Raw genomic sequence first — 26,905 nt, forward strand, 5'->3', positions numbered from 1 at the left:
GCTTATTCCCAGTCGGTATTCACTTTCACGTCGCTGGCGCCCGGCAGGGCATATACATCTTCGGCGTACCATTTCCGCGAGAGGTCAGCGAGCGTGCCGTCCTTTTTCAGGGCAACCAGCTGCGCGTCAATCGCTTTGATTAGCTGCGGATCGGTATTTTTTTTATACAAATAGACGTTAGGAAACAGGCCGACGGAATCCGAAGCTTTCAGATTAAGATTTAGCGCCTTATTTAACGCCAGCAGCGCGCCAATAGGATAAATCGCCGCATCGTATTCCCCGGAGGCTACCGCTTTAAAGATATCGGCGGCAGACTGCTCGCCGTTGGGCTGCAGATTAATTTGTTGGCCTGGATGTTTTTTATTGTAGTTTTCAATCACCGTATAACGGGCGTCGGAGGTATGAATCGGCACCAGTTTTTTCTTACCGCTGGCGAGATCGCCAAGGTTATGAATATCGTTCTCATCGTTACGTACAATCAGGCGTAAATCGCTGATCCCGGTCGGCTCGCCGGAGTGGTCGTATTTTTCCGCCCGCTCTTTGGTGAGATAAAAGTGATCCGCCGCGAGGGTATAGGCGCCGGTCGATAGGCCGACGATCATCGCATCGCGAGAGACCGCATTAAAATGAAACGTATAGTCCGTTAACCGCTGGTCCAGCACCTTTAACAGGTCGCCATCGTAGCCTGTAATATTGTTGTTATCGTCAACAAAGCTAAAGGGAAAACCGTTAGCATTGACGACAACCTCAACCGTTTTCGCGTTTGGGCTTTTTTCAACCGCCTGCGCGGCGTCCATTCCCATTGCCAACACCAGCGCACTCACCAGTAAAATTTTATTTTTCAAAATACCTTCCCCAAAATGATAACCGTGGAACACTCTTTTCTGCGTTGCCTTGCCAGCGGACGCTCAGAAATCTTTCTGCCCTGCGCAATGCTCTGGCAATCGCCAGGCACAGCACGATATAAATCACCAGCACGACGCAGTAGGCTTCGACAAAATGAAACCCGCGCGCGGCGGCGATATTGGCTTTCGCCATCAGATCAACAACGGTGATGGTGTAAACCAGCGAAGTGTCTTTAATCAGATCGATCAGCACGCTGGTAAAGTTCGGCAGCGCGGATACCGCCGCCTGTGGAAAAATAATGCGTCGGAACTGCGTGAACCCGCTCAGCCCGATTGACCATGCAGCCTCGCGCTGCCCCTTATCAACCGCGTTCCATCCCGCGCGAAAGGTTTCGGCGAAATACGCGCTGAAGATCAGCGATAACGCGGTGACCGCCGCCGCCAGCGGCGAAAGTTTATAGCGGTACATCGTGTCCTGCGGGCCGCCGAACAGCCCGGCGGCAATCCACGGCCAGACGTAAAAAAAGAAATACAGCATCACCAGGACCGGGACCGAACGGCCAAAGGAGAGGAAAACCTTCGCCAGCCATTGAACGCCGGGTACCTGACGAATAATCGTCCACGCCAGCGCTGCGCCCAGCAAAGTGGAAAACAGTAAGGATAATAACGTTATCGTCAGGGTGACCGGCAGCGCGCTTAAAATAAACGTAAAATTGTCCCGAATGAACGCCAGGCTAAACATGTTAATTTATCACTCCAGCAGGAACTGATATTTCTTTTCAATACGAGTGGTAAAATAGAGAATAATACTATTTAGCACCCAGTAGACGATAATAACGCTAATAAATGCCGCGACTTGTTTAGCCCCGTAGCTATTTTGCGAAATCTTTTGTGCACGGCCAAAAACATCCACAATACCAATAATATTGACCAGCGAGGTCATTTTCACAAGATTAATTAAAAGATTGCCAAAGACGGGAATAGCAATAATAAGCCCCTGCGGGAAAATAATCCGTCGTATTCCCTGATGCCAGGGAATATTCAGGCTGATAATGGCCTCTTTCTGGCCGCTATCCACCGCGCGCCACGCTGAACGCATCATTTCTGCAAAGTAGGGACTGATGCTGACCGAGATAGACAGCACCGCAAAGGTGGTATCGCTAATCCACAGCGGCGGCAGCGCCAGCGCGGTCAAAATTAATTTGCCGCCGAAGAAAAACAGCAGGATCAGCAGCGCCAGAGGCGCGCCGCGCAGAATGTCGGTATACCCCTTTGCCGCCGCGCTGAGCGGCTTAAAGCGGCTAAACTGCAGCAGCACAATCAGCAGCGCGATCGTCAAACCAAGCAGCAGCGACGCCAGCGTTATGCCGAGAGTCACGGGTAAATTTTCCAGCAGTTTCGGCACTATTCCGGCGATATCCTGCCAGCTAAACAGCGGGTTATTGTTCATCATCAGCCTCAGGCATGATAGTGCAGTTGCGCAAGAAACGCCCGGGTTCGGCCCTGCTGCGCTGCGCCAAATATCTGTTCCGCCGGGCCCTGTTCAACGATTTCACCGTTTTCCATAAATACCACCCTGGAAGCGACCTGACGGGCGAACGCCATTTCGTGGGTCACGATGATCATCGTCTGTCCCGCGGCGGCAATGGTCTGAATAAGCTCCAGCACTTCACCGACTTTTTCCGGATCCAGCGCGGAGGTCGGCTCATCCAGCAGCAGAACGGCGGGGTTAATCGCCAGCGCCCGCGCAATACCGATACGCTGCTTTTGGCCGCCGGAGAGACTGTGCGGATAGTGGTCTTTTTTATGCAGTAACCCCACCTGCTTTAAGAGTCGTTCAGCAATAGCCAGCGCCTCCTGCCGCGGGCGCTTTTTAGCGTATATCAGGCCTTCGGTAATATTTTGCAGTGCGGTGAGATTATGAAAAAGATTCCACGATTGAAAAACCATAGCGGTTTTTGAGCGTAGTTTTTCAATCTCCTTTTTTCCCGCTTTTGCGCAATCCAGCGCCACGTCATCTATTCTTATTTGCCCGCTATCGGCAGGCTCTAAGAAATTAAGTGTACGTAATAGCGTGGTTTTCCCTGAGCCGCTGGGGCCAATAATGCAAATAATCTCGCCGGAATGAATGCTGAGGGATACCTCTTTTAGCACTCTTTCACCGGAGAAGCTTTTACTGATCTTATTGAGCGTTATCATAATGAGATATTCGTGAATAATGATTATTTGCCGCACACCGGCAATTATTGCTGTACAAAAACTATATTGCCGCCGTTCAGATGATAGCAAACAAGAAAATCATCTATCGAAAGTCAAAAAATAACTTTTTATATATTTGTTATGACAATGAGGCTGGATTGTAATCAAACTTTATTAGCAAAACAGGATAGCGTTAACCGATAATTTTTATTCAGATTTATTGAACAATGAGAACAAATTGTTTCGATTTTAATCATCTCGTCGCCGTCCTATCATTTATCACATCGGGGCAATAACGCTCCAACACTGACAAAACGCTTAAGGAATACGACCATGAAATCCATCAAAACTTTCGTTGCAGTTGCCGCACTCTCTATGATCTCTTTCGGTACTTTTGCGCAGAGCATTAGCGCCAGCGCTTCCACACTGGACCGCGCAGAAGCCAAAATTGCCGCTCAGGCCGCAGAGCAAGGCGCGTCTTACAAAATCACCAGCGCTCAATTCAATAACCGCGTGCATATGACCGCTGAGCTGACGAAATAAAATTTGAAACATTGCCGGGCCGCCGGAAAACACAGGCGACAGCGACAACACGATGAAATGAGGAACAAAATATGAAAAATATCGGCGTAGTCACCGCACTGCTGTTAGCCGCTACCCTTTCGTCCGGCGCGATGGCCGCAAAGAATAGCTTTGCGCGCCCGGAGGCAGGTTCAAATATCGATACGTCTGTGCAGCAGAATCATATTGATGTCAGCCATGCCTTTGATAAAGAGAGCCTGACCGCAGGCAATCTTCAGTAAAACACAGCACAGGGCGCGCGCGGAATTATCCGCTGCGCGCCTTACTTTTTCTGCCAGTGTGCCCACGGATTATCCGCCGGCGCTTCCGCTTTTGCCGTATCGGTATCGGACAGCGAATCGATATACAGCGCTTCCACTTCTTTGCGCGCCCACGGCGTACGGCGTAAAAACTTCAGACTCGATTTAATGCTCGGATCGCTTTTAAAGCAGTTAATGTTGATGCGTTTCGCCAGTTCGGCCCAGCCATATTGCGCGACCAGCGCGTTTAACAGCGCCTCCAGCGTGATGCCGTGCAGAGGATCGTTTGGATGCTGCATTGCGTCTTGTTACCTGATTTAAAAATTTTGCTCACCATACTGTCTCCCGACGCTATACGCAACCTGCCTTATCGCCCCTTATCCAGAATTCGCAAAAGCACAGAACCCTCCACGGTCATAAATTAGAAAAGAACGTTATTGGTTGAATATTTTCGCTTAAGGCAAGCTGGCCTCAACCACCCGACTGAGGAATCGATCATGCGCTGTTGTTGTCCCCGAACCCTGAACCTGAATCGACGAAAACACCTGAATACCGCCTTCGGAGAAGACAATGAACGCGACAACCTTACCGATACTGGATCTTGCCCGCTACGCGGACCCCGCTGAAAAAGCGGCGTTTCTCGCCGACCTGCGCCACGCCGCCCGCGATATCGGCTTCTTTTATCTGATCAACCACGGCGTTGATGAGTCGCTGCAGCAGGCTGTGCAGCAGCAATCCCGCGCCTTTTTTGCCCTGCCCGACGATCAAAAGCAGAGGGTGGCAATGATTCACTCTCCGCATTTTCGCGGCTACAACCGCGCCGCTTCTGAATTAACCCGCGGTCAACCCGACTGGCGCGAGCAGTTCGATATCGGCGCCGAGCGCCCGGCCCTGCAGCTTAGCGAACGCGCTCCGCGCTGGCAGCGTCTGCAGGGGCCGAATCTCTGGCCAGAGGCGTTGCCCTCGCTCAAACCCACATTACTGACCTGGCAACGGGAAATGACCCAGGTTGGGATCACCCTGCTGCGCGCCTTCGCCGAAGCGCTGCGCCTGCCGCAGGATGCCTTCGATGGCCTGTATGGTGATAAGCCCAATGAACATATCAAGCTGATCCGCTATCCCGGCCAGCAGGAGACCCAGAGCGCCCAGGGCGTTGGCGCGCATAAGGACTCCGGCTTTCTCAGCTTCCTGCTGCAGGATGAGCAGAAAGGATTGCAGGTCGAAGTCTCTCCTGACCGCTGGATTGACGCGACCCCGCTGGCGGGCAGCTTTGTGGTGAATATCGGCGAGCTGCTGGAGCTGGCGACCAACGGCTATCTGCGGGCAACGGTGCACCGGGTCGTTTCGCCGCCCGCCGACCAGCAGCGGCTGTCGATCGCTTTCTTCCTCGGTGCCCAGCTGGATGCCGTGGTCCCCGTCTACACCCTGCCCGATGAGCTGGCCCGCGAAGCCCTCGGACCGGATAGCGACCCGCAAAACCCGCTGCTGCGCGAGGTGGGCTGGAATTACCTGAAAGGGCGTCTGCGCTCGCATCCTGATGTCGCCGAGCGCTACTACCAGGATGTTTTTCGCGAACGCGCCGAGCAATTGATCGTTTAAACATAACAACAAACACAAGGAATAAGATGATGAAATATGCCGCATTTAAACTGGCAGGGGTTGCACTGTCTCTCTCTCTGGCCTGGACTTCCGCTCAGGCCGCCGCGCTGCGCGTCGCCGCCGACCCGGTGCCGCACGCCGAAATTCTTAATTATATTAAAAAAATCGATCCCAGCCTCGACCTGAAAATCGTCGAACTCACCAGCGGCGTAAACGCCAACGAGCTGTTGGCTAACGGCGACGTCGACGCCAACTACTTCCAGCACGTCCCCTATCTGAAAGATCAGGAAAAAGCGCTGGGCAAAACCTTCGCCGTCGCGGCGACCGTCCATATTGAGCCGCTGGGGATCTATTCGCGCAAGCATAAAGATTTTAAATCGCTGCCCGAGAACGCCACCGTGGCGGTACCGAATAACACCACTAACCTGAGCCGCGCGCTATTCCTGCTGCAAAATCAGGGTTTGATTAAGCTGGCGGCAAAATTCACCGACCCGGCGACCACCCTGGCAACGCCGAAAGATATCGTGGAAAACCCGAAGCACCTGAAAATCCTTGAGATTGAATCCCCGCAGATCCCGCGGTCGCTGGATGATGTTGATCTGGCGGTGATAAACGGCAACTACGCGCTGGAAGCCGGGCTGGTGCCGGCGAAAGACGCGCTGGGTCTGGAGAGCGCCACCAACAACCCGTACGCTAATATTCTGGTGACAACGCCGGCGCTGGCGAACGATCCGCGCATCAAGGCGCTGGCCAAAGACCTCACCTCGCCGCAGGTCGCTGAATTTATTCGTAAGCAGTATAACGGCTCGGTGATCCCGGTTGCCCCTCAGTCATGATTGAGATTGTCGGGCTGAGTAAAACCTATGCCGGAACAGGCCGACCGGCGCTAAACGATGTCTCTCTGCATGTGCCGGGCGGTGCCGTTTACGGCATCCTTGGCCGCAGCGGTGCGGGCAAAAGTACGCTGATACGCTGCCTGAATTTGCTGGAGCGGCCCACGGCGGGCCGCATTATTGTGAACGGGAATGATATTACCCGGATGGATAAAAGCGCGCTGCGCGAATACCGGCTGCGCACCGGCATGATCTTCCAGCACTTTAATTTACTTCACGCCCGCAGCGTCGCTGATAACGTCGCGGTGCCGCTGGAGATAGCCAAAGTGCCGAAAGCGGCCCGCCAGGCTCGCGTGGCGGAACTGCTGGAGCTGGTCGGGCTGTCGGATAAAGCCGCCGCCTTCCCGTCTCAGCTTTCCGGCGGGCAAAAGCAGCGCGTGGGGATCGCCCGCGCGCTGGCCGCACGGCCGGATGTGCTGCTGTGCGATGAGGCCACCAGCGCCCTTGACCCCGAGACCACGGCCTCGGTGCTCAACCTGCTGGCGGACATCAATCAGAAGCTGAACCTCACCATCGTGCTGATCACCCACGAGCTGGAAGTGGTGAAAACCCTCTGCGACCACGCGGCGCTGCTGGAGCACGGTGAGATTATTGAAAGCGGCAGAATTGCCGATTTGCTGGTGGCGCCATGGTCGCGGCTAAGGCAGTCGCTGCTGCACGACCCGCAGGCGGAGCGGGACTTCCTCGCTCGCCACGGTTTACACGGGAGGCCCTTATGCGGAGTAGCATGAGTTGGGAAGATCTCTGGCCGCTGTTGTTTCAGGGCACGCTGGATACCGTTTATATGGTTAGCCTGGCAGCGCTGTTTACCGTGCTGCTCGGGCTGCCAACCGGCGTGCTGCTGTTTATTTCACGGCGTCAGGGTCTGGCGCCAATGCCGAAGCTCAACGCCATCCTCGGCGCAATCATCAACTTTGGTCGTTCGCTGCCGTTTATCGTGCTGCTGATCGCGCTGATTCCGTTCACCCGGTTGATTATCGGCACCACCCTCGGCAGTACCGCCGCGGTGGTTCCGGTCACCATTGGCGCCTTTCCGTTCTTTGCGCGGCTGACTGAAAATGCGCTGGATGAAGTGGACTACGGGCGTATCGAGGCGATTTTATCGATGGGCGGCAATATCTGGCACGTCATCTTTAAATCGCTGCTGCCGGAAGCGCTGCCGACCCTGCTGGCAGGCATCACGCTGACCATCGTCATGCTGATCGGCTTCTCTTCGATGGCGGGCGTGATTGGCGGCGGCGGACTGGGCGATCTGGCTATCCGTTACGGCTATCAGCGCTTTAATAACGAGGTGATGGTCGGCACGGTGCTCATTCTGGTCGCGCTGGTACAGGGGGTGCAGATGGCCGGCGACCGTCTGGTTCGCGGCCTCGCCCACCGCCGTTAACGATGAGCGGATGGCCGCGCGCCATCCGCGATTAAAACCCGCTTTCGCTCACCAGCTTTCGTATCAGCTCCGCTGCCGGCAGCTCGCGAATCAGGCTAACGCCCTGTCCGGCCCAGTGGGCGCCGAATTGACGATTTCCCTGCGCTTTTGCCGCCGATGCCAGCGCTTTACCGGCATCATAAGCTACGGGATAAGCCGGAACGAGATGCGGATCGTTTATTTCACGCCAGCCGTTAACCAGACATCTTGCCGGACGTCCGGAGATCGCCGAGGTTAAAACCGTCAGCCCGTCAGGCGCGCCTTTGATGGCCTCACGATAGCCGGCATCCGTGGACGATTCCGGGCAGAGCAGAAACGCCGTTCCCAGCTGCGCGCCGTCTGCGCCCAGGTTCATTACGCAGTTGATTCCTGCGCCGTCCATGATGCCGCCTGCCGCAATAATCGGTAGATCAGTATGCCGTCTCATCGCCTGAATCAGGGTAAAGGTGCTCATCTGTCCGTCTGGCCCCAGGGGGTCAAAGATGCCGCGATGGCCGCCAGCCTCGTAGCCCTGGGCAACCACTATATCGACTCCCTGCGCCTCGGCCAGCAGCGCCTCTGCCACGCTGGTCGCACTCGCCAGGGTAACGATACCCTTATCCCGCAGTCGGCGAAGCGTTTCACGATCCGGCACGCCAAAATGGAAGCTCACCGCCGCCGGGGCAAGATCGAGCAGCAGCTCGGCCATTCGCGGCTGCTGATTAAAACTGAGGTAGATTTCCGCCAGCGTCTCCGGCGGATGGCTGGCGAAGCGGGCAAATTCCGGGCGCAGCCGAGCCAGCCACCCGGCTTCACGCTGCCGATCCCTTACCGCTGGTGCGTGGCAAAACAGGTTGACGTTAAACGGACGGCTGGTTAAGCGACGGGTCTGGTTAATCAGCGCCTCAGCCTGCTCTATGGTTGACGACCCCAGCCCCAGCGAGCCGAGCGCGCCGGCGCCGCTGACCGCTGCCACCAGTTCCGGCGTCGACACGCCAGCCATCGGCGCCTGAATAATGGGATAATCAATAGCAAGCTGCTGCGTCAGCCGGTTTTTCATGGTTTGCCCTGTTAAATTTGTGCATTCGGGCCATTAAAATCTCGTTTAGAGATGATAAGATCAACATTATTTTCAATTTAAGAATAAAAATATGAACCACACCACATTAGAGATTTTTAAAACGGTGGCGGAAGAGCGCAGCGTGACTCGCGCGGCAAAACTGTTGGGACGAGCGCAGTCCAATATCACCACCCGCATTCACCAGCTGGAAGAGGAGCTGGGCGTTGAGCTGTTTGCTCGCGGCAATAAAAGGATGCTTCTGTCCCCCGCCGGCGAGCATTTTTTGGGCTACGCGCTGAGAATCCTCAGCCTGGCCGAGGAGGCCAGACAGGCGCTGCACCCGGCGACGCCGGGCGGTAATCTGCGCATGGGGGCGATGGACGCCACCGCCGCAAGCCGCCTGCCGCAGCTGCTTCCCCGCTTTCATGCTCAGTGCCCGGAGGTCAAACTGACCCTTAAGACCCAGCCAACCCGGCAACTTGCTCAACAAGTCCTGGACGCCGAGCTCGATTGCGCGCTGGTGAGTCTGCCGCAGGGAGCGCCTCCGCCTGACGATCTGGAATTTGTCCCGATCTTTCAAGAACAGCTGGTGCTGGTGCTTCAGGCTCACTCGCAACCTTTTCGTTTTGCCGCCTTTGCGGAGGGTTGTACCTACCGGGCGATGGGGGAAGCGTTTCTGGCGCAATCAGAGGAGGCGGAGATCGAGATCCAGGATGTCGGCTCCTACCACGCGATGCTCGCCTGCGTTGCCTCCGGCGGCTATGCCGGCATCGTGCCGCAGAGCGTGCTTGAGACTCTGACGCTGCCCGAAGCCAGCCAGCTGCAACCGGTTGGCCAGGCGATCACCCAGCTTATCTGGCGCAAAGGCTACGCCTCCCCGGCCCTTGAGAAGATACGCCAACTCCTTGAATCAGCCTCCGACCTTTGAGGCTCGCCGCGCCCCCGCTGCCACCAGCGCAGCGGCAGCCAGCAGCGCTATAGCCGCCGCGCTGAGCGAAGGATTAAACGACCCGCTGCGGTCATACAGCGCCCCAGCAACCAGCGGGCCGACAATTTGCCCGATGCCGTAGGTTGCGGTCATAGCGGCAATCATATTGAACGAAACCAGATGATTCAGCCGCCGCCCCTGGGACAGCGCGATGGTCACGGTGCCCAAAAAGGTGCACCCCACCAGCAGCGCGCTCAATATGCAAAACGGCAACGTATGGCTCCACGCCGGAAGGATCACGCCAACGGCCTGTATCAGCAAATTAAGGGTAAACGCGCGGCGGTAGCCGAGCCTGAGGACCAGCCGATGCCAGAGAAAACAGGAGGGGACGGCGGCAAGACCGAAGATGGCCCAGATCTGCACCGGATCGATAGCGTTCAGCGAACCGCTGAGAAACAGCGGGAGATAGGTGGCGGTAATAATGTAGCCGAAGCCGGCCAGGCCATAAATCAGCAGCAGTTTCCATGCCTCGCGCACCGGCCCCTCGGCCTGCTCATGCTGTGCGGTTGCTGCGGGTTGATAAGCGATAAGGTAGTCTGCGGGGCTCAGCAATAGACGCAGCGCGAGGATAAAAAGCACGCCGGCGCTTAGCGCGCACATCAGCCAGATCTGCTGGCTGGAGAGCGCCAGCGCCTTCCCCAGGGAGATAAATTCCGCCGACAAAAATATGCCCATTCCGACGCCCGAAAAAAGCACCGGCGCACCGTTTGGGTGCTTCATATGCTGGAGCAGCCAGAGTGAGGCGGCAATCAGCGTCACCGCGCTTAATAATCCGGCAATACCGCGAACCGCGATAATCGCCAGCGGAGAAACTAAAACCGCCAGTAAAGCCAGGCACAGTAGCGTCAATAGCGCGGAAAGCAGGCTCAGCCATCTGGCGTCCGTGGGTCTGGCTTTCGCCAGCAGCAGCGCCCCCGCCAGATAACCGGCATAGTTTGCCGAAGCGGCGAGATTACCTTCGCGTAGCGTCAGTACCTGTTCATTAAGCATCAGCGGCAGGATCCCGGTATAGGCAAACCGGCCATAGCCCATACCGACGATCAGTACCACCGATCCGGCCAGCGCCAGCAGAAAGGCCTTCCACTCCGGCCTGAGTTGAAAAACGTTCACCCACTCCCCTCCATTATTATTCTCAAAAAAAGAATAAATTTTAATATTATTCTCTTTTCATTATGATTGCGGTTAACCCGACGCGCAAGCAACGCCACGCGACAGCGCGCGGCCTCCAGGAGAAGAAATTTACGGCAAAGGTCGGTGGATGCTTCGGTGAGCAACGAAATGTGGGTGCGAGAAGCTGGGCATCCCTGCCCGGCAAGATTTAGCGGTGGCTAAAAGCCAGCCTGGCAGCAAACAGCACAAAGAGGCCGCCGGTCGCGCGATCCATCCACCGAATGAACAGCGGCGTTTTTAATAGCCGAGCGGCAGAGCGGCTGGTCACAATCAGCGTTAATGACCAGATTGTGCCGATCGCCACATGAATGGCGACCAGCAGGAACGTCCAGGCGATGGGCGAGTGCCCTGCCGGAATAAACTGCGGCAGGAAAGAGACGTAAAAGATCCCCATTTTCGGATTGAGCACATTCCCCATCATCCCTTTTACAAACCAGTTACTTGCCGGGGCCGCCGCCCTGTCCTGATGAACCAAATGACGACGCGGCTTGAGAATTAACTGAATGCCCAGCCAGCATAAATAGACGGCCCCGCACCATTTGAGCAGGTCATACGCCAGTTCTGATGCAGCCAGCAGCGCCCCAAGACCGAAGGCGACCGCAGCTCCCCAGATAAAACATCCCGTATCAATACCCAACGCCGCCTGAAAGGCTTTTTTTCCGCCTTCAACGGTCGCGGTTCGTAAAATTAGCGCGGTATCCAGGCCTGGGGTAAGGGTGAGCAGCAGGGCAGCAAAAGAGTAAGCAAACAGGGAATCTGCAACGGACATTTTCTCTCTCCGAAAGCGAAGATTCTAGATAAAACATATTCCAGTGGCAAGCGAAGAATCCCCAATCCTGACGTGCAGTTTTTCAACCATGACGGTAGTCATAGATTAATTTTTGCTAATCCGCGCTTACGTTAAAAAAATGGGGTCGGCGCCTGCTCATATAGGTAATCCACCAGAGAAACCAACGCCGATTTGGAATACTCATCTTTTGCGTAAAAGTATAAACTTTTCGCCGCAGATTCTTTTCATTAATGTTAAGTTCATTTGCAGCCATTCGATAATTGCTTGTTTTACATAACATACTGAAAATTCTTCGCTCATCTTCTTTTAAATTATTAAGAAAGTAGCAAAATTCACACCTGTCTTGAGAGCGATACTCTCGATATAAATTAAGTTTCTTAATGATAGTTGCCAGAGAATCCTTAAGGCTAATATGGCGTTTGAGAAACATATTTTCCGCCGGAGGCGAGACGCCTACAACGATATATTTGCGGGTTAAATGGCAATAGCATTCTGACTGCAAATGCATCGCTGGCAGATAGATAAAAGATCTACCGCGATAATATTTATCAAGTTCTCGTTCCAAAGCTTTAAGGCCGTTCAGCGCCAGCGGACTCACTTCCCTTTCTTGCTGCATAATACTTTCCTGAAAAATGCTTTTATTTATACTGAACGGTATACAGAAGTTTACTGTTCGCCTGCCCGGCACTAACATTGCTATCAGTCTGGATATAACGAGCATAGAGCGGAATGTTAATCGTATTGGCTCCGGCTTTATTTTCCCCAGTCCATGCCAGAGAGGACCATGCCTGTTCCGACCGGGTACGGGATATCTGTACGCCAAGACCGGTGGCGCCACCGCTGTCCAGCGCCATGATGCCTCGCGAGCTGTCAACAAAACCATTAACGGACTCCAGAGATACGGAATAATAATTATCAGGTCTGGTGGTCGTAGTGATATTGCCCGTTATATAAGAATCCGCAACATTGTTGTAAGCATTGCGAAAAGTCGCATCACAGGTCAGTACAATACTGGCATCCACCCACGGCGTCGTTGAGTTACCGGTGAAATCGCCGGTGGTATATTCTCCCAACCAGATATCTTTATCCTGAGCACTACAGCTGGGTACAACATAACTTATAGTGCCTCTGAAAGCCATTTTAGTAATTTGCACCGCGCTGCTGTTGAATACACCGCTGCTGGATTCTGTTGCGTAGAAACTCACCACCGGCAGCGTCGAGGCATCTAAGACGCCGCTAATCGTAGAGTTATTTAACTTAATTAGGTTCATGTTAACTTCAGGCACCAGGACAATATCTGCGCCAGTTGAGCCTACCTCCATGCCGCTTGAATTACTACGAGTATAATATACCCCCAGGCCGTTAATATTAGTTTTATACACCGGCGAACCATTAACAAATACGCCGGTAGTACCGGAGGTATTTTCTATTTTATGGACCCAGTAAATCGTGCCCGTAGCGCAACGTACCGCTGCGGCATCAAAATATTTCCGCACACTCAATAAAACATTATTGTTATGTACATTAGGAGAGATCCGATTAATTGGCAACGAATACGTTTGCAGCGCAGCAGGTGCTGGCGTACTGGTTATAGTGCAGGCCGCTTGAGCATTGGGGGTGACAAAAAATAAGACGACCAGCCCCGAGAACACCCCAGCCGGGAGGCTATTTTTTTTGATAATTTTGCACATAATCACTTATTCCCTTTAGGCTATTCACAACGTAGAGAGAGCTGTTCCAGTGTCTCCGCTTGTCCGTTGCTCAGAACATAAGCCAGGCGGCAAGATTGTTCGCCAGCACGAACCGTTAACACCCCGCGGACCTGCTCGACCCGCGCGTAGATTTGCCCGCCCTGGCCTACATAACCCACCGTACGTCCCGAAGCGTCATGAACTTCCGTTCCGAAAGGCAGTGGATGGGCGGCACCTGTCACGGTAATTAATAGCGGATATCCCTGACGGGCCTGATAGCTGATCTTCACTACCGCGCCATCACGCGGGGCAACTCTTTGCGATGTGTTATCCAGCTCTACGCCCCGAGTTGTTCCTTTCGGGTCAAGATGGATATCGTTCAGCTGATACGGACTGAGATACGGCACCGCTGCATAGCCCCATTTGTCAACCTGGATACCGCTATAGCCATTGACGCCAGCGCCCTCAGCGCCTTTAGCCTCTACCAGTGCGAAAGTGTCTCCCTGAAAGGGGCTCAGCGTCAGACCGCCGCTGTGGCCTATCACGGTCCCGCTTACGCCGCCCGAAACGCTGCGGTAGTGTCGACCGCTGCCGAACGCCGCATTCAGCGAAGCGAAATTCGCCAGGTACTGCGCGCTCGCCGCCGCGCTGCTGCCGTTACCCTGACTGCTCGTCGTGCCAGACAGGCCGTAGCTGAAGCGGCTATCTTCGCCAAAAGAGCCATTTATACCGGTTCGCAGACTCTGCTCACCGTGACGAGTATGGTCATAGCTAAGGCGCCCCGTTACGGCCTGTCGGCTACTGCCTGGCGTGAAACTGAGATTCACGGAAAGCGTGTCCTGGGAACGTCCGTAGGCGCTCCAGCTGCGTCCGGCGTTAACCCCGTAGCTGAATCGGCCATAATTGTTGCTGTAGCCAAACTGATACTGCTTGTCTACACCTTTGGCGTTCCAGTAGTTCTGCACCGATGAACTCAGGTAAAACTGCCCCCACCCACCCGGCAATCCCTGGCTTGCCGTAAGCGTATAGCGGCTTTTATTACGCCGTATACTATCGGCATGGTTCCCCAGGGTAATCGCTTCACGCGTCTGCATGGCGGTCAAATAGTCCATATATCCGCTGGTCGAAAACCGGTAGGCGGCCAGGGAAAAATGACTGGCCGTTTCGGTGATATTTTTGCTATAGCTGAGCCGGTAGCTCTCGCCACTGCGTATTTCGTCATCCTGGCCCCGCTTACCCAATTCCGTACGAGCGAGGGTGGCATCTGCGCTCACTGCACCTATGGGGGTCGCAATGCCGATACCGCCCTGACCCGCCCGGTAACGCTCGCTGGCCTGCATTCCGCCGTAAACCGTTAGCCAGTTGGTCACGCCCTGCTGCCAGGTCATCTGCCAGAGTGAAGGGTCGGCGGGCAACGAACGATAGTTCAGTTCACCTATTGAGAGTTCATAACGGGACTGGCCCGGACGTAATAGCTGCGTAACGGAAGCGAATGGCACCTGAAAATGCTGTTTGCTGCCGTCAGCTTCGTAAACGGTGACGTCAAGATCCCCGCCATAGCCGGTAGGATAAAGATCATCAATGACAAACGCCCCCGGACTGACGGTTGTTTCATAAATCAGGTTACCGCTTTGGCGGACAGCAATCCGAGCGCTCGTACGGGCAATGCCGCGAATTTCCGGCGCGTAGCCGCGACGGGAGAGCGGCTCCATGCGCTCATCGCTCTCCAGCTTTAGTCCGCTTAGAGGCAGCGTGTCAAAAAGCTGCCCCGAGGTGTTGATCTGGCCGACAGAAATCCGGCCCTTTAAAGCAGGGAGATCCCGCTGAATATAGGTATTCTGTGTTTGATAATGGCCGCCAGCGTGATTATCCCGGCTCCAGTTGCCGTTATGGCGCAGGTACCAGCTACCAATGTTGATGCCGCCGTTGAGACTGGCATAAAGGCTGTCATGGTTATAGCCGTTGTTCTCACTGCTATATGCGCTAAGGTTGTAGCCCAATAGCGCGGCGGGAATACCGCTATCCCACAATGCGGGCGGTACCGCGTCGCGCGCGCTGCGCTGTTCCCAGACCTGCGGCACCTGAATATTGAGCGTTTGCGCATTACTGTCAGTCATTACCGTCGCCCCAGGAATCAGCGCCGTCAGGTCTGTACAGACATCAGCAGCGCTGGCCCAGGCGCTATCGGGCAGCATCTCGTGGCGAAGCGGAAGCTGCGTAATCAGCTCAGGCGTCAGGCAGGGCGTGGTACCATGTCCTTCTGCGACGTAACGGACATCCTGATTCACTATCGGCTTTTCGTTAAACCATATCCGCAGCCGATGCGTTCCCTCAGACAGGCTCGCGCCATGGCTAAAACGCGATAAATCCGGTGCTGGACCGGTGCCCAGTCTCAGGAATGAAGGATCAAAATGAATCTCAGCGTTTTCTTTAGCCCTGACGTTTAGCGCAAGGGCAGATAATACGGAAACGGACAGCAGCGCCGCTTTACCGGGGAGTGCGATTCCCTGCATGATGACTTCTCCAGGACAGACAGATAGCGAGTGGACTACTTAACGGTAAAATTCTGCGAACGAATGGCGCCGTAATCATCAATCCATTCAGCCTGTACCTGGCTTCCTCGTGAGGCCTTCACGTGGGGAAAAACACGATCGCTGAACGGGTCCACCATATCCACATCCGCAGTTTTTCCTGCCACGGTGAGGGTGGTGAGGGAAATAAAATAGGGCGTTGGATTGATGGCTTTCAGCCCCTGTTCCGTGGCGGCCCAGCTCAGCGCCTGAGGCGCTCTCGCTGCGCCCTCTTTCAGCGAAGCGGGACGCCAGAAGAATTTAATTCGTGAACGCACCGCCAGCTGCAGATAGTTTTCATTTTTGATCTCGCTACCGGGGCGCCCGGGGATTTCCAGCACGTTGAGCCAGTACAGGGATTCACGATCCTGCGGCAGCGCTGAGGTTGTCAGGCTGCTAATGCGCAAGGCCTGGGCCTTGCCAGAGTCAAGACGATTGATCGGCGGCGTCAGAATAAAGGGGGTGGTGATAGTATCAGGTGTAGCCTCACTATCGCCGGTATCCAGCCAGCTTTGCACCAATACCGGACGCTGCCCATTATTACTAACCTGAACGGTAATTTCTTTTTCATCGCCGGGATAGATAACCCGTGTACCATTAATTACCACGCCAGCCTGAACCGGAAAAGTACACAGCGCACTCATCAGACAACTCAGCGCAGCAGGCAAGAAAATAGTTTTCCTTACATCCATGTGATGTCTCCAGAAATTAATTGGGAAGAGAAAGTGTTCTCTCCCCGCAGAAGCATTACTTATAGATGAGGCTATAGGTCACCTGGGAAGCGACAGTACCGGCTACGACGGCGCCTTCAGCGTAATACTCAACATAGTACGGAAGTGAAGCAGTACCGGAAGATATATCAACATAACCAATAGCTGCGGAATCAAATTGTGCAGCATCGCCAACATTAATAACGCTATTGTTCTGACCATCGCGTAATTGTAGAGAAACATTCTCTGCACCGGACGTCTCTGTATTTATCAGACGTCCGGTCGCGTTATTTACTGTATTACCACCTTCAAAGAAGGCTTTCGCCTGAGTTAATGCACCGGTACAACCGCTCAATTCAAGACTGAAACGAGTTTTACCATTTGTTTTAGTCGCGCCATCAAGTGTATTCGCGCTGACGGTTGGCAGCACTACGGCCGCGTTTGCGCCTGCACCACCGATGTTGACATCACAGGTGGCACCGGTAATCAGGCCGCTGAAACTCACGGTACCGGTCTCAGCCGCCATAACGCTGCCAGACATTAATGCAGAAGAAATTGCAGCGGAAAGAATTACGCGTTTAATGTTCATAAATAAACTCCATTTATTAATAATGTGGGGTATTAATAGGGCAGCAAGCCCACACAACACTTTCAGGACATCTCCCGAGGAAATATAAAATATTTATATATCTCACCATGACCGACGGGGTAAATGTACGGTGTTAACTTACACGCCATACAAATTTCAAAAAAAGTTTAATTTCATCTTCTAATGAAATATCGCGGTAAATAATTTTTTTAGCGCAAATGAGATTAACTAATTATTTGTACTGCCGGTGAAATACGTGCAAAACGATACCTACATCGAAACCAACGATCAATACAAAATATTTAATTGCTATCGCTTATCAATAAATATTAAATCGATCGCTGAAACCGATCCATTCAGCAACAGCAGCGATATATCCATATGATTTACATGGATATGCTTTTTTTATTTTTTTCAAAAGCGCCCTTGCTTATCTTTCGAAATATCGCGTCGCATGAGAAAAATCCTAGAAAACGCCAGACCCTCGTTTAAGATGTGTTTAAGTTAAGGACAAAAAATGCCGCAATTATTTAATTAGCCACAATAATAATTAGCACACTTTTTATATTGGCTATCCTAATTGGCACCATAAGAGCCATCAAATGGCTGGCCGTCTGAGGGATGACGTTTATGCAAAAGAAAGCTCTCCACGACAAACGATCGGCGTAAAAACGGATACAGTCACCCGACCACCTTTTATTAATACAGGTTCTTATGACTTTTAACGCTATGCGCATCGCCCGGCCGGTCACCGACCTTTCTTTGAGCAGCAGCATGTACTGCACGGGCCTTGGGCTGGAGCAGATCGCGCAGTTTGCCGATCACGCTGGCTTCAGCGGTGTCATGATCGGACGCGGCGATCTCGGCTGGCATCTTGAGTTCACCCTCTGCCACCATCACCCGGTGAAGCCCTCCCCGAGCGAGGAAGATTTGCTGGTGCTCTATTATCCACACACCGCCGAATGGCAGGAACGGTGCGAGAGAATGCTGACCGCCGGCTTTACACCGGTCAGCGCGTTTAATCCGTACTGGAATGTGCACGGCAAAACCTTTGTCGACCGCGACGGTTACCGGGTGGTGCTGCAAAACAGAAGCTGGCGGTAGCCGCTACTCCATCAGCCGGACGTCAGGATGGCGCGGGCTTGCGGCTTCATGAAAAATATCGCCCAGCCAGCCGGGAATTTCCGCTTCCGTGAGGTTATCCGGGATGATGACCCCATGCAGCGGCGAATATTTCCGTTCGTTGAGATCGACTTGGAAGAGCAACCATCGCCCGTCCCGACGCTGGACGCCAATGTGGCGTCCGAATACGTCATAAATCAACATTCCATCACCCTGCTGGTCGCCGAAGTTGATGGGCGGCTAATACATTCCATTTGGCTTTCATGCTTTGCCCTCGCGCAGCCACGGGGTTACGGTAATCCCTGCCAGCAGCCCTTCCGGGCTCAGCAACCGCGTGACGGTCTGTCCCCAGGGCTCCACGCGATTATCCACCAGCAGACGATAGCCTCTGGCCTTCAGCGCGTCGGTGGCGGTATCGATATCGCGCACTTCAAACTCCACCCACGCCTGCGGCACCGGCAGATAGTCCGGCCAGAGATCCGAGTCAAAACAGGAGCGCGCCGCCTGAGCCAGCGGCCACAGCGCAAAATGTTTTACCCCATCGAGGGCATGCTGTTCGGTCAGCAAATACTCTTCATTGCCGGGCATCGGTTTGAGCGGCAGGCCCAGCGCCGCCACATAAAATTCCCTGCTGGCTGGCGTTGATTGGGTGATCGGTCCAAAGCCCGCGACAAAAAGAACATCCATACCGTCTAAATCGTATTCCATACCCTCTCCTGTCAATATCCATGATGCGTTAACAAATTTTATACTCTGCTGCGCACGACTTGCCCAGATTGCTCTTCTCTCATTACTATTTTTAGTGAGTTTGCCTGAATCATTGAAAAAGCGCATGGTCTGCTCGTCGCGCCCGACGACGCTGCGCTATGCTTAGTCTCCCTTTGGTTTCCAGTACTTAGCGTTATGGCCACATCCGTCAGCACCACCCAGCTTAATCTGCGTATTATTTCTATCGTTGTCTTTACCTGTATCTGCTATCTCTCCATCGGTTTGCCGCTCGCCGTGCTGCCCGGCTATATCCATTATCAGCTTGGCTATAGCACCTTTATCGCCGGCGTGGTTATCAGCCTCCAGTACATTTCAACCTTGCTCAGCCGCCCGCATGCGGGCCGCTATACCGATATCTGGGGGCCGAAAAAAGTCGTCAGCCTGGGGATTATTTGCTGTCTGCTCAGCGGGCTCTTCACCCTGCTCGCGGTCTTGCTGCAATCTGCGCCGCCGCTGGCGGTTGCCGCGCTGTTGGTGGGGCGAATTTTCCTCGGCGTCGGGGAAAGCTTCACTGCCACCGGCGCGACCCTGTGGGGGATCAAAACCGTGGGCGCGATCCACACGTCGCGCGTGATCTCCTGGAACGGCGTGGCAACCTACGTGGCGATGGCGGTTGGCGCCCCGCTGGGCGTCATGCTCAACGGCTATTTTGGCATCAGCGGATTTGCCGCCGTTGTGGTGCTGGCTGCGGCGGTTGGCCTGCTCTATGCCCGTACGCGCCAGGACGTCAGCGTGTCGGCGGGAATCCGGGCGCCGTTTCACGTGGTGGTACGCAAAATCTGGCCCTATGGGATGGGGCTGGCGCTGGGTACCGTCGGTTTTGGGGTTATCGCGACCTTTATTACCCTCTACTTTTCGGCTCATGGCTGGCAAGGCGCGGCGTTTACCCTGTCGCTATTCAGCATCGGTTTTATCTGCATTCGCCTGATTTTAGGTAACACCATTACCCGCTACGGCGGCGTGCCGGTATCGTTAATCTGTTTTGCGATCGAATGTCTCGGCCTGCTGATCATCTGGTATGCCTCCTCGGCATGGATAGCGGGTATTGGCGCCTTTCTCACCGGCTCGGGCTTTTCGCTGATCTTCCCGGCGCTTGGCGTGGAAGCGGTAAAACAGGTTGAAGAGCAGAATCAGGGCACCGCGCTGGGCACCTATTCGGCTTTTCTCGATCTGGCGCTAGGATTAACCGGGCCGCTAGCCGGCTGGGTGGCAGGCTACTACGAGCTGGAGACTATTTATTTGTTGGCCGCAGCGGTGGTCGCGCTGGCATTTATCCTGGTTTTGCGCATTTACCTGCAACAACGCGCTGCTCTGCCGCGAACCTGAGGAATACTCTTCGCGCGACCCCTGACGCAAATATGGGTAAAAAAATAATCAATATTTGACTGCAATTCGGCTTCCGTGCCACCATCGCCCCGGCGCCCGGCAAGCGGCGCGATGGTGGCACGGGTGAATATCAGAGACCGCATGTTTAAGGTCCATGCCCGGCCGCAACCTGATTCTGGCGGGAATAAAAGACATGCACCAAAGTTTTAATCAGCGCGTTCATTTCTATTACTGCATTCTGGTGGCGCTGAAAATACACGCAAAATCGAAGAAATCGGGCGGTATCCGCGGGAAAAATAATTTCCTGCTCAAGTGGCTACGCAAAGCGCAGGACAACAATATCTTCCACCCGGATATTACCAGTGAGATCGAATGGCTGCGGGGCAAAATCATTCAGGCCGGCTACGATACCGACCTCGAGCCGATGCTGGACTTTGTCTACGCCACCGCCAAACGCGCGTCCGATCTCAAAAACGCCGACTGATTCACGCCCGAGCCGCCTGGCCCGGGCGTTGCACTTCAGGGTTTGTTGTGGTGCGTCAGAAGATAGACCGCCGGGATCACCAGCATCGACAGCAGCGGCGCGGTGATCATCCCGCCGATCATCGGCGCGGCAATACGCTGCATCACTTCTGAACCTGTACCGCCACCCCACATAATCGGCAGCAGCCCGGCCATAATCGTCGCGACGGTCATTACTTTCGGGCGCACGCGCAGCACGGCTCCTTCATGTATCGCTTCGTTGAGCGTCCGGTCATTAAGCTCACCGCGCCGCTTCGCGAGCGCCTGGTTTAAATAGAGCACCATAATTACCCCGAACTCCGCGGCCACGCCGGCAAGCGCAATAAAGCCAACGGCGGCGGCCACCGACAGGTTATAGCCCAGCAGCCAGAGCAACCAGACGCCGCCGATCAGCGAAAACGGCAACGTGCCCATAATCAACAGCGCATCTTTAACGCGACCGAAGGTGACGTAAAGCAGGATAAAGATAATCATCAGAGTAAACGGCAGCACGATTTTGAGCTTCGCGGTAGCGCGTTCCAGATACTCGTACTGCCCGGACCACGTCAGCGAGATGCCATCCGGCAGCCTGACCTGTTTGCTGACCTCGCGCTGCATTTCATCAACCGCGGATTTCAGATCGCGCCCGCGAATATCGACGTAGATCCAGTCCGACAGACGGGCGTTTTCGCTTTTTAGCATCGGCGGGCCATCGGTGATAGCAATATCCGCCAGCTCGGCGAGCGTCACCTGCGCCCCGCTGCTGGTTACCACCGGCAGATCGCGCAGCTTCTGCAGCGAGTCGCGCATTTCGCGCGGATAGCGCACGTTTATCGGATAGCGTTCACGCCCCTCGATAGTCTCGCCAATGTTATCGCCGCCCACCACGCTGGCGACGACCGATTGCAGCTCCTTCACCGACACGCCGTAGCGGGCGGCTTTCAGACGATCGATAGCGATATCGATATAGCGACCGCCGTCAAGGCGCTCCGCCAGCGCCGAGGTCACACCCTGGACATGACGCACGATGCGCTCAATCTCCTCAGCGCTTTTTTCGATCTCCGCCAGATTGTTGCCGTTCACTTTGATGCCGACCGGGCTTTTAATGCCGGTCGCCAGCATATCCAGGCGATTGCGAATCGGCGGTACCCAGACGTTGGCGATGCCCGGCACTTTTACCGCACTGTCCAGTTCGCCGATCAGCTTATCCATGGTCATACCGGGCCGCCATTCGCTTTTCGGCTTGAACTGAATGGTGGTTTCCAGCATGGTCAGCGGCGCCGGATCGGTGGCGCTCTCCGCCCGACCGGCCTTGCCGAACACGCTTTGTACTTCAGGAATCGTCTTGATCAGACGGTCGGTCTGCTGCAGCAGGCGGGCGGCTTCGCGGCTGGAGATCCCCGGCAGCGTGGATGGCATATACAGCAGGTCGCCCTCGTCGATTTGCGGCAGGAATTCGCTGCCGAGCTGCGCCAGCGGCCATAGCGTGGCGACCAGCAGCAGGCCCGCCGCCGCCAGCGTTGCCTTCGGCCACTGCAAGACCTTATCCAGCAGCGGCTCATAGGCGCGTATCAGCCAGCGGTTGAGCGGATTAGCGGCCTCATCAGGGATTTTGCCGCGAATAAAGTAGCCCATCAGCACCGGAACCAGGGTGATCCCAAGCCCGGCGGCCACCGCCATCGACCAGGTTTTGGTGAAAGCCAACGGCGAGAACATCTTGCCCTCCTGCGCCTCGAGGGTGAATACCGGAATAAACGACAGGGTAATGATCAGCAGGCTGCAAAACAGCGCGGGCCCCACCTCCGATGCCGCATGTAGGGCAATTTGCCAGTAGTCGGCGGAAGACGGCTGGCGCTCAGGATGCTCATACCGCCACTGCTCCAGCACCTTATGCATATTTTCAATCATTACGATTGCCGCATCGACCATGGCTCCGATGGCGATCGCAATTCCGCCAAGCGACATCATATTGGCGCTGACGCCCTGATAGTGCATCACGATAAATGCGCCGAGGATCCCCAGCGGCAGCGTGATCATCGCCACCAGCGCGCTGCGGAAATGGAACAGAAACAGCGAGCAGACCACCGCCACAACGATAAACTCTTCGATAAGCTTGTGGGTCAGGGTTTCGACTGAATTTTTAATCAGCTGCGAACGGTCATAAACCGGCACTATTTCTACCCCTGCGGGCAGGCTTTTTTGCACCTCAGCCAGTTTCGCCTTCACCGCATTAATGGTGGTCAGGGCATTTTTGCCCGAACGCATAATGATGATTCCCCCGGCCACTTCGCCTTCACCGTTGAGCTCGGCGACGCCGCGCCGGATCGCCGGCCCCCGGCGCACGCTGGCAACGTCGGACAGCAGCACCGGCACACCGTCACGCGCAGCGATAACGACCTGCTTAAAGTCGTCGATGGACTTCAGATAGCCGGTGGTGCGCACCATATATTCAGCTTCACCCAGTTCCAGTACCGAGCCGCCGCCCTCCTGGTTGGCGCTCTGAATCGCGCTGATAACCTGTTCGTGGGTAACGTTCAGGGCCCGCAGGCGGTCAGGATTAAGGATCACCTGATACTCTTTGACCATTCCGCCGACGCTGGCGACCTCCGATACGTCCGGCACGGTTTTCAGTTCATATTTCAGGATCCAGTCCTGAATCGCTCGCAAATCCCCGAGGCTATGCTGACCGCTTTTATCGGTAAGCACATATTCAAACACCCAGCCAACGCCGGTAGCATCCGGCCCCAGCGAAGCTTTCGCTTCCGGCGGCAGGCTGCTCTGGATCTGGCTCAGGTACTCCAGCACGCGGGAGCGCGCCCAGTACGGATCGGTGCCATCATCAAACAGTACGTAAACGTAAGCATCGCCGAACATGGAAAAACCGCGCACGGTTTTCGCCCCCGGCACCGACAGCATGGTGGTGGTCAGCGAATAGGTCACCTGATCTTCGACAATTTGCGGCGCTTTTCCCGGATAGCTTACGCGAATAATCACCTGGGTATCGGAGAGATCCGGTAGCGCATCCAGCGGCGCCTGCTGTATCGACCAGACGCCCCAGGCGGCCATAATCAGCGACGCCAGCAGTACCAGCAGACGGTTGCGTAACGACCAGCGGATAACGGCGGCAATCATGGCTGCTCCTTAGCGCCGTTCATCGGCATCATCGAGGTGACTCGCGCTCCATCGTCGGTCAGGACGAAGCTAAACATAACCGACTCGCCGGGGCGCATCTGTCCCTGCTGCTGCGGCGTAATGGCAAAATCCATGATCATCCCCGGCCACTTCAGCGCCGGCACCGGCTGGTGAGCGATGGTCACCGCCCCATCGGTTACAGCTTTGATGACCCCCTGCGTGGTATAGCTTTTTTCCTGCGGATCCTCCCCGGCCATTTGCGGCAGCGCGCTGCGCAGGCTCGCTTCGGAGTCAATCAGGAACTGTCCGGAGGTGACCACCTTCTGGCCCTCTTTGAGGCCGGATTTTATCTCGACCAGACCATTTTGCGTGCGCCCGACGATCGCTTCGACCGGACGGAAATGCCCCTCGCCATCGGCAATTAACACCCGATTGCTGCTACCCGTGGCAATCAATGCCTCTTCAGGGATGGTCAGAACGGCGCGCGCCTGATGCGCCTCGGCCAGCTGAACGTTCAGGTACATACCGGGTTTGAGCTGATGCTGCGGATTGTTCAAAACTACCCGGGCCTTTAACGTGCGGGTGGTCGCTTCCAGATCGGGAAGTAGCTCGCGCACGGAGCCCTGAAAAACGCTCCCGGGCCAACTGCCGGTGGTCGCCGTCACCCGGCTACCCACGCGCAGCAGGCTGGCCTGGCTTTGCGGATAATCAATCACGACCCATACCGGGTCGAGACGGGCCAGCTCGAACAGCGGCTGGGCTGGGGTGACCTGCGCGCCGGTGCGCACATCCAGCTTGCTGACATAACCATCGTGCGGCGCGCGTACCGTCATCCGGGTTTGCGGTTTCCCGCTGCGCTCAACGCTGCGGATAATCGCTTCCGGCATAAACTGCAGCTGCAGACGATCGCGAGCGGCGGCGGTCAGCCCGCTGTCGCCCAGCCGCCTCACCGCCAGATACTCCTGCTGCGCCGCCGCCCACTGCGGGATCCACAGTTCGGCCAGCGCCTCGTTCTTTTTCACAAACTGCTGAGAGGCGTTAACGTAGAGTTTCTCAATCAAGCCGTTGGCCAGCGCCGGCACCGTCTCGACGCCGCGTTCGTCCACGGCGACGGTAGCAAAAGCGTTAAGCTCCGGCGCCAGTGGCTGACGGGAAACGCTCGCCGTGCGTACGCCAAGATTTTGCTGCTGGCGGGTGCTAATCTTCACCCCTCCCGCATCATCGTCAGCCTCTTCATCGGCATAACGCGGAACCAGGTCCATATCCATAAACGGCGATTTGCCCGGTTTATCAAAACGGGTACCGGGGGTCATCGGGTCGTACCAGTAGAGCACTTTGCGTCCCGCAGCCGTTTCGGTTCCGCCCGGAGTGACAGTCGAGGCGTTCCGCGATCCCAGCCAGTATCCGCCCGCGGCGGCAAGAGCGACGGCCAGCGCCACAAGGGTAATAGCAGTTTTCAGCTTCATTATTTAACATCCTGTGGAATAAGGTAGCGAACGGCGGCCCACGCGTCAGCGAGCGCTTTCTCGGCGTTGTTGCTGGCGATTTCCCCGTTCAGCAGGTCGCGACGGGCGGCGAGCAGTTCAGGCAGCGCGGAGCTGCCGCCCCGATACTGGGCATTGACGAGACTCACCTTCTTGCGCAGCAGCGGCAGGACCTCGCTTTGCTGGCGATCGTAAATGGCTTTCGCGGCGTTATACTGCGCGATCAGCTGATACTGCTGCGCCTGATGCTCGCGCATCAATAAGGTCAACCGATCGTTGGCTTCATAGGTTCGGGAGACATCCGCAGCGTGGTCTTTATCCTGACGTTTACCCTGAAAAACCGGCAAATCGACGGTAAACATAACGCCGACCATGTCGTCATAGTCATCTCCGCGTCTGGCGTAATAGACCTCAACGCCCACGTCGGGGATCGCCGCCACTTCTGACTGCCCGGATTTTGCTTTAGCCAGGTCAGCCTCACGCGCGGCCTGAATCACTTCTGGATGAAGTTTTATCCCCTCAATTAAGGTCGCTTCATCGGCAGGCAGGCGCTCAATGCGCGGCAGCGGGCCGGAAATAACGCGGATATCCTTACCGGTTAGCTGCATCAGACGCGCCTGAGCGATCTGCACATCGCGCCGGGCGTTATCTTGCTCATTTTTCATAGCATTGAGCGCCAGTTCGACGTCGAGCACGCTGCCGGGGGTAGCGCTGGCGCTGCTGACGGCCGCCTTATGGACGCCAATTTGCCGGGAGGTTTCGCTAATCAGCGCCTGTACCGAGCGCAGCGACTTCTGCGCTACCGCCAGCGCCAGCCACGCCTGAGCGGTTTCCCGCTGTAGCCTGGCGCGGATAACATCGGCATTGGCGGCGGTTCGCCGCGCGTCGGCGGTTATCGAGTCGGCTTTGCGCTCGCGCTTGGTGCTGCTAACGTAGTCCTGCATTACGCCAATCCGCTGCATGGTCATGCCCTCGCGGGTCAGGCGGCTGGCGTTACTTCCCCCCAACGGGACGTTTTCAAGACCAAACTTAAGCTTCGGATCGGGAAGCTCCATGGCGGAATCCGCCATATTCTTCAAAGCGTTAACCTGATGATCGTTGGCGGAGAGCTCGGCAGAGTAGCTTTCCGCCGCTGACAGGGCCTCAGAGAGCGTCGTCGCCCAGCCGCTGGTGGACGTCAGCGACAGCAAGAGCGGCAGCCCGCAGGCCGCCTTAGTTAAGATGTGCATAATGACTCCGGAA

General features: G+C 55.5%; 28 protein-coding genes. 10 read left to right on the forward strand and 18 right to left on the reverse strand.

Features of this window, described 5'->3' with window-relative positions; all coding sequences use genetic code 11:
• Nucleotides 1-2 precede the first annotated feature (2 nt).
• Genes ACSIPU_RS02120 through ACSIPU_RS02135 form a run of 4 tightly spaced genes read right to left on the reverse strand, consistent with a single transcriptional unit; the run spans nucleotide 3 to nucleotide 3,044 of the window.
• Entirely contained in the window at nucleotides 3-845 is an 843-nt protein-coding gene (locus ACSIPU_RS02120; protein WP_004102261.1) for a transporter substrate-binding domain-containing protein, read from the reverse strand.
• The gene (locus ACSIPU_RS02125; protein ID WP_004102262.1) at nucleotides 835-1,587 is read right to left on the reverse strand and encodes an amino acid ABC transporter permease; all 753 of its coding nucleotides are present in this window, start codon (nucleotides 1,585-1,587) and stop codon (nucleotides 835-837) included. The genes ACSIPU_RS02120 and ACSIPU_RS02125 overlap by 11 nt, the downstream gene beginning before the upstream one ends.
• Before the next feature lie 9 nt (nucleotides 1,588-1,596).
• Nucleotides 1,597-2,295, reverse strand: coding sequence for an amino acid ABC transporter permease (locus tag ACSIPU_RS02130; RefSeq protein ID WP_004102263.1), 699 nt, complete (start codon nucleotides 2,293-2,295; stop codon nucleotides 1,597-1,599).
• Between the two features lie 8 nt (nucleotides 2,296-2,303).
• The gene (locus ACSIPU_RS02135; RefSeq protein WP_004102264.1) at nucleotides 2,304-3,044 is read right to left on the reverse strand and encodes an amino acid ABC transporter ATP-binding protein; all 741 of its coding nucleotides are present in this window, start codon (nucleotides 3,042-3,044) and stop codon (nucleotides 2,304-2,306) included.
• A gap of 333 nt (nucleotides 3,045-3,377) precedes the next feature.
• On the opposite strand from ACSIPU_RS02135, the gene ACSIPU_RS02140 reads away from it, so the two are divergent.
• Together ACSIPU_RS02140 and ACSIPU_RS02145 are read left to right on the forward strand one after the other, a co-directional pair.
• A complete protein-coding gene (locus ACSIPU_RS02140) occupies nucleotides 3,378-3,587 on the forward strand; it encodes a YdgH/BhsA/McbA-like domain containing protein (RefSeq protein WP_004102265.1) in 210 nt (69 codons plus the stop codon).
• Nucleotides 3,588-3,658: 71 nt separating this feature from the next.
• Nucleotides 3,659-3,847, forward strand: coding sequence for a hypothetical protein (locus tag ACSIPU_RS02145; protein ID WP_004102266.1), 189 nt, complete (start codon nucleotides 3,659-3,661; stop codon nucleotides 3,845-3,847).
• Between the two features lie 41 nt (nucleotides 3,848-3,888).
• On the opposite strand, the gene ACSIPU_RS02150 is transcribed toward ACSIPU_RS02145, so the two are convergent.
• A complete protein-coding gene (locus tag ACSIPU_RS02150; RefSeq protein ID WP_004102267.1) occupies nucleotides 3,889-4,164 on the reverse strand; it encodes a VF530 family protein in 276 nt (91 codons plus the stop codon).
• Between the two features lie 271 nt (nucleotides 4,165-4,435).
• On the opposite strand from ACSIPU_RS02150, the gene ACSIPU_RS02155 reads away from it, so the two are divergent.
• The 4 genes from ACSIPU_RS02155 to ACSIPU_RS02170 are packed head-to-tail and all read left to right on the forward strand — an operon-like array spanning nucleotide 4,436 to nucleotide 7,744.
• On the forward strand, nucleotides 4,436-5,464 hold the full coding sequence (locus ACSIPU_RS02155) for an isopenicillin N synthase family dioxygenase (protein ID WP_016807426.1): 1,029 nt from the start codon (nucleotides 4,436-4,438) through the stop codon (nucleotides 5,462-5,464).
• Nucleotides 5,465-5,493: 29 nt separating this feature from the next.
• Complete coding sequence (locus tag ACSIPU_RS02160; protein WP_004134110.1) at nucleotides 5,494-6,300, forward strand: MetQ/NlpA family ABC transporter substrate-binding protein; 807 nt, start codon at nucleotides 5,494-5,496, stop codon at nucleotides 6,298-6,300.
• On the forward strand, nucleotides 6,297-7,088 hold the full coding sequence (locus ACSIPU_RS02165) for a methionine ABC transporter ATP-binding protein (protein WP_073971820.1): 792 nt from the start codon (nucleotides 6,297-6,299) through the stop codon (nucleotides 7,086-7,088). Before ACSIPU_RS02160 ends, ACSIPU_RS02165 begins: the two co-directional genes overlap by 4 nt.
• Nucleotides 7,085-7,744: a methionine ABC transporter permease gene (locus ACSIPU_RS02170; RefSeq protein WP_163561152.1), complete on the forward strand. Its 660-nt coding sequence runs from the start codon at nucleotides 7,085-7,087 to the stop codon at nucleotides 7,742-7,744. The genes ACSIPU_RS02165 and ACSIPU_RS02170 overlap by 4 nt, the downstream gene beginning before the upstream one ends.
• A 31-nt stretch (nucleotides 7,745-7,775) precedes the next feature.
• Here ACSIPU_RS02170 and ACSIPU_RS02175 read toward each other — a convergent pair whose 3' ends face one another.
• Complete coding sequence (locus tag ACSIPU_RS02175) at nucleotides 7,776-8,822, reverse strand: NAD(P)H-dependent flavin oxidoreductase (RefSeq protein ID WP_023321010.1); 1,047 nt, start codon at nucleotides 8,820-8,822, stop codon at nucleotides 7,776-7,778.
• A gap of 91 nt (nucleotides 8,823-8,913) precedes the next feature.
• On the opposite strand from ACSIPU_RS02175, the gene ACSIPU_RS02180 reads away from it, so the two are divergent.
• On the forward strand, nucleotides 8,914-9,750 hold the full coding sequence (locus tag ACSIPU_RS02180; protein ID WP_023321011.1) for a LysR family transcriptional regulator: 837 nt from the start codon (nucleotides 8,914-8,916) through the stop codon (nucleotides 9,748-9,750).
• Here the strand turns inward: ACSIPU_RS02180 and ACSIPU_RS02185 are convergent.
• From ACSIPU_RS02185 to ACSIPU_RS02215, 7 genes are all read right to left on the reverse strand, one after another.
• Nucleotides 9,733-10,920 carry a YbfB/YjiJ family MFS transporter gene (locus ACSIPU_RS02185; RefSeq protein WP_023321012.1) on the reverse strand — a complete coding sequence of 396 codons (1,188 nt, stop codon included), beginning with the start codon at nucleotides 10,918-10,920 and terminating at the stop codon, nucleotides 9,733-9,735. The genes ACSIPU_RS02180 and ACSIPU_RS02185 overlap by 18 nt on opposite strands.
• Nucleotides 10,921-11,128: 208 nt before the next feature.
• Nucleotides 11,129-11,749, reverse strand: coding sequence for a LysE family translocator (locus ACSIPU_RS02190; RefSeq protein ID WP_004113232.1), 621 nt, complete (start codon nucleotides 11,747-11,749; stop codon nucleotides 11,129-11,131).
• 115 nt (nucleotides 11,750-11,864) lie between these two features.
• Nucleotides 11,865-12,386, reverse strand: a complete 522-nt coding sequence (locus ACSIPU_RS02195; protein WP_004113233.1) for a hypothetical protein — start codon at nucleotides 12,384-12,386, stop codon at nucleotides 11,865-11,867.
• 22 nt (nucleotides 12,387-12,408) lie between these two features.
• On the reverse strand, nucleotides 12,409-13,461 hold the full coding sequence (locus tag ACSIPU_RS02200) for a fimbrial protein (protein WP_023321013.1): 1,053 nt from the start codon (nucleotides 13,459-13,461) through the stop codon (nucleotides 12,409-12,411).
• 20 nt (nucleotides 13,462-13,481) lie between these two features.
• On the reverse strand, nucleotides 13,482-15,974 hold the full coding sequence (locus ACSIPU_RS02205; RefSeq protein ID WP_023321014.1) for a fimbria/pilus outer membrane usher protein: 2,493 nt from the start codon (nucleotides 15,972-15,974) through the stop codon (nucleotides 13,482-13,484).
• A gap of 35 nt (nucleotides 15,975-16,009) precedes the next feature.
• A complete protein-coding gene (locus ACSIPU_RS02210; protein ID WP_023321015.1) occupies nucleotides 16,010-16,723 on the reverse strand; it encodes a fimbrial biogenesis chaperone in 714 nt (237 codons plus the stop codon).
• A gap of 55 nt (nucleotides 16,724-16,778) precedes the next feature.
• A complete protein-coding gene (locus ACSIPU_RS02215; RefSeq protein ID WP_004102280.1) occupies nucleotides 16,779-17,330 on the reverse strand; it encodes a fimbrial protein in 552 nt (183 codons plus the stop codon).
• 714 nt (nucleotides 17,331-18,044) lie between these two features.
• Between ACSIPU_RS02215 and ACSIPU_RS02220 the strand changes: the two genes are divergently transcribed.
• Complete coding sequence (locus tag ACSIPU_RS02220) at nucleotides 18,045-18,434, forward strand: VOC family protein (protein ID WP_004102281.1); 390 nt, start codon at nucleotides 18,045-18,047, stop codon at nucleotides 18,432-18,434.
• Between the two features lie 3 nt (nucleotides 18,435-18,437).
• Here ACSIPU_RS02220 and ACSIPU_RS02225 read toward each other — a convergent pair whose 3' ends face one another.
• Nucleotides 18,438-18,656: a DUF7661 family protein gene (locus tag ACSIPU_RS02225; RefSeq protein WP_049128603.1), complete on the reverse strand. Its 219-nt coding sequence runs from the start codon at nucleotides 18,654-18,656 to the stop codon at nucleotides 18,438-18,440.
• A 57-nt stretch (nucleotides 18,657-18,713) separates the two neighbouring features.
• Complete coding sequence (locus tag ACSIPU_RS02230; protein WP_004102284.1) at nucleotides 18,714-19,160, reverse strand: glyoxalase/bleomycin resistance/dioxygenase family protein; 447 nt, start codon at nucleotides 19,158-19,160, stop codon at nucleotides 18,714-18,716.
• Between the two features lie 195 nt (nucleotides 19,161-19,355).
• Here ACSIPU_RS02230 and ACSIPU_RS02235 point away from each other — a divergent pair, with 195 nt between their 5' ends.
• Entirely contained in the window at nucleotides 19,356-20,546 is a 1,191-nt protein-coding gene (locus ACSIPU_RS02235) for an MFS transporter (protein ID WP_004102286.1), read from the forward strand.
• A 193-nt stretch (nucleotides 20,547-20,739) separates the two neighbouring features.
• On the forward strand, nucleotides 20,740-21,030 hold the full coding sequence (locus ACSIPU_RS02240; RefSeq protein ID WP_026055937.1) for a hypothetical protein: 291 nt from the start codon (nucleotides 20,740-20,742) through the stop codon (nucleotides 21,028-21,030).
• A 35-nt stretch (nucleotides 21,031-21,065) separates the two neighbouring features.
• On the opposite strand, the gene ACSIPU_RS02245 is transcribed toward ACSIPU_RS02240, so the two are convergent.
• Genes ACSIPU_RS02245 through ACSIPU_RS02255 form a run of 3 tightly spaced genes read right to left on the reverse strand, consistent with a single transcriptional unit; the run spans nucleotide 21,066 to nucleotide 26,892 of the window.
• Nucleotides 21,066-24,179: an efflux RND transporter permease subunit gene (locus ACSIPU_RS02245; RefSeq protein WP_196557545.1), complete on the reverse strand. Its 3,114-nt coding sequence runs from the start codon at nucleotides 24,177-24,179 to the stop codon at nucleotides 21,066-21,068.
• On the reverse strand, nucleotides 24,176-25,645 hold the full coding sequence (locus ACSIPU_RS02250) for an efflux RND transporter periplasmic adaptor subunit (RefSeq protein WP_196557543.1): 1,470 nt from the start codon (nucleotides 25,643-25,645) through the stop codon (nucleotides 24,176-24,178). Before ACSIPU_RS02250 ends, ACSIPU_RS02245 begins: the two co-directional genes overlap by 4 nt.
• Complete coding sequence (locus tag ACSIPU_RS02255; protein ID WP_004102293.1) at nucleotides 25,645-26,892, reverse strand: TolC family protein; 1,248 nt, start codon at nucleotides 26,890-26,892, stop codon at nucleotides 25,645-25,647. Before ACSIPU_RS02255 ends, ACSIPU_RS02250 begins: the two co-directional genes overlap by 1 nt.
• Between the last annotated feature and the right edge of the window lie 13 nt (nucleotides 26,893-26,905).

It is taken from the genome of Klebsiella sp. HN106 (genome assembly GCF_051209435.1).
In the GTDB taxonomy this organism is placed as follows: Bacteria; Pseudomonadota; Gammaproteobacteria; order Enterobacterales; family Enterobacteriaceae; genus Klebsiella; species Klebsiella oxytoca.